The organism is Shewanella litoralis (assembly GCF_009828585.1).
Lineage (GTDB): Bacteria > Pseudomonadota > Gammaproteobacteria > Enterobacterales > Shewanellaceae > Shewanella > Shewanella litoralis.
In genome coordinates this window covers 1-1,579 of sequence record NZ_WSRZ01000057.1, presented here as the reverse complement: position 1 = coordinate 1,579, position 1,579 = coordinate 1, and the positions used below count along the sequence as shown (strand labels likewise).

1 protein-coding gene and 1 pseudogene are annotated in these 1,579 nt (G+C 42.6%); both read left to right on the top strand.

Annotated features, from left to right (window positions below; all coding sequences use genetic code 11):
- Nucleotides 1-193 precede the first annotated feature (193 nt).
- Entirely contained in the window at nt 194-1,171 is a 978-nt protein-coding gene (locus tag GQA99_RS20620) for a transposase (RefSeq protein ID WP_170293575.1), read from the top strand.
- Nucleotides 1,172-1,432: 261 nt separating this feature from the next.
- Nucleotides 1,433-1,579: pseudogene (locus tag GQA99_RS20845) on the top strand (transposase); the annotation flags it as partial.

The following is a 1,579-nucleotide window of genomic DNA, read 5'->3' as shown; positions in this document are numbered from 1 at the left end:
CATTTTTTGCCAAATCAATCGCAATAGTGGTAACTTTCATGGTGGACGCTCCTTAAGTAACTGTATGGTTCAACATCAGTTTGGCGCATTGACGCCGTATTAGGGAGCGTCCATCTCATCACCCATCCCAAGTGGATAAATATTGAACAACCAACTAGGCTTAGTTACCTTTAACTCTGACAGGTAATCTAAGATGGCCAGACCAAGACAGACAATCGTTAGTTTAGAAGATACGCCTTACTATCATTGTTGCTCTCGTGTGGTGCGTAAGGCATTTCTTTGTGGAGTTGATAACTCAACAGGTGAGAACTTTGAGCATCGGCGTGAGTGGGTCGATTCACGCATTCTTGAGTTAGCGACCATCTTTGCCATCGATATCTGTGCCTACGCTGTGATGAGTAATCATTTGCATGTAGTGTTGAAAGTCGATGCTGACAAAGTAAAACAGTGGTCAGATAAAGAAGTGCTCATTCAATGGCACAAGGGCTTTAAAGGTACGTTACTCACGCACAAATACTTAAAAGAAGAAGACCTTAACTCATTTGAACTTCAAACGGTTAATGAATGCATTACCGAATACCGTAAGCGCTTAATTGATATCAGTTGGTTTATGCGTTCACTCAGTGAGCCCATCGCCAGAATGGCCAATAAAGAAGATAAGTGTACAGGTCGCTTCTGGGAAGGGCGCTTTAAGTCTCAAGCACTGCTTGATGAAGCCGCAGTATTAGCCTGTATGGCTTATGTCGATTTAAACCCTGTCAGAGCCAATATGGCTGCAACTCCTGAAACCTCAGATTACACCAGTATTCAGCGCCGTATTAATTCAGCAATGAAAGGTGAGCAACCAGCTGAGCTATTACCGTTTGTGGGTAATGAGCGACTCAATATGCCTAATGGGCTCATGTTCAGCGTGGAAGACTACATAGTATTGGTTGAAGATACCGGTCGGATTATTCGAGAAGATAAGCGTGGCGCCATTAGCTCAAGCAGTCAGGATATACTGAATAGATTAAACATCCCTGCAGAGAATTGGCTCAAAATCACCACAGAGTTTGGTGCATTATTTAAAGGCGCTGTCGGCGCATTACCTGCGTTAACCGAATACTGTGAGCATTTAGACCGAAAACGACGACAAGGCGCTGCAAATTGTCAGCGTTGGCTGTGCGCTTAAGTCATAATCCCCAATCGAATTACCATTTCCTTATACTTGATTATTATCAAGTTTTTCTGCTGTGTTGAATTTCGAAGATGATGAGTAAATTATTCATTTTTTGCTACTTTTTTAGCCATATCGATAAAAGTTGGTGAGTTGAGTATTTCAAGCGTAACTATGGTCAAAGCAATGAAAACGAGTTAAGTCACTTGCTCAAATTCTGGGTGGCTTTTTAGGAGACTGGTGGCTTTTTAGGAGAGCTGGGTGGCTTTTTAGGAAACTAGCCAGGGCATACTGAATAGGCTAAACATCCCCGCAGAGAATTGGCTTAAAATCACTACAGAGTTTGGTGCATTATTTAAAGGTGCTGTCGGCGCATTACCTGCGTTAACCGAATACTGTGAGCATTTAGACCGAAAACGACGA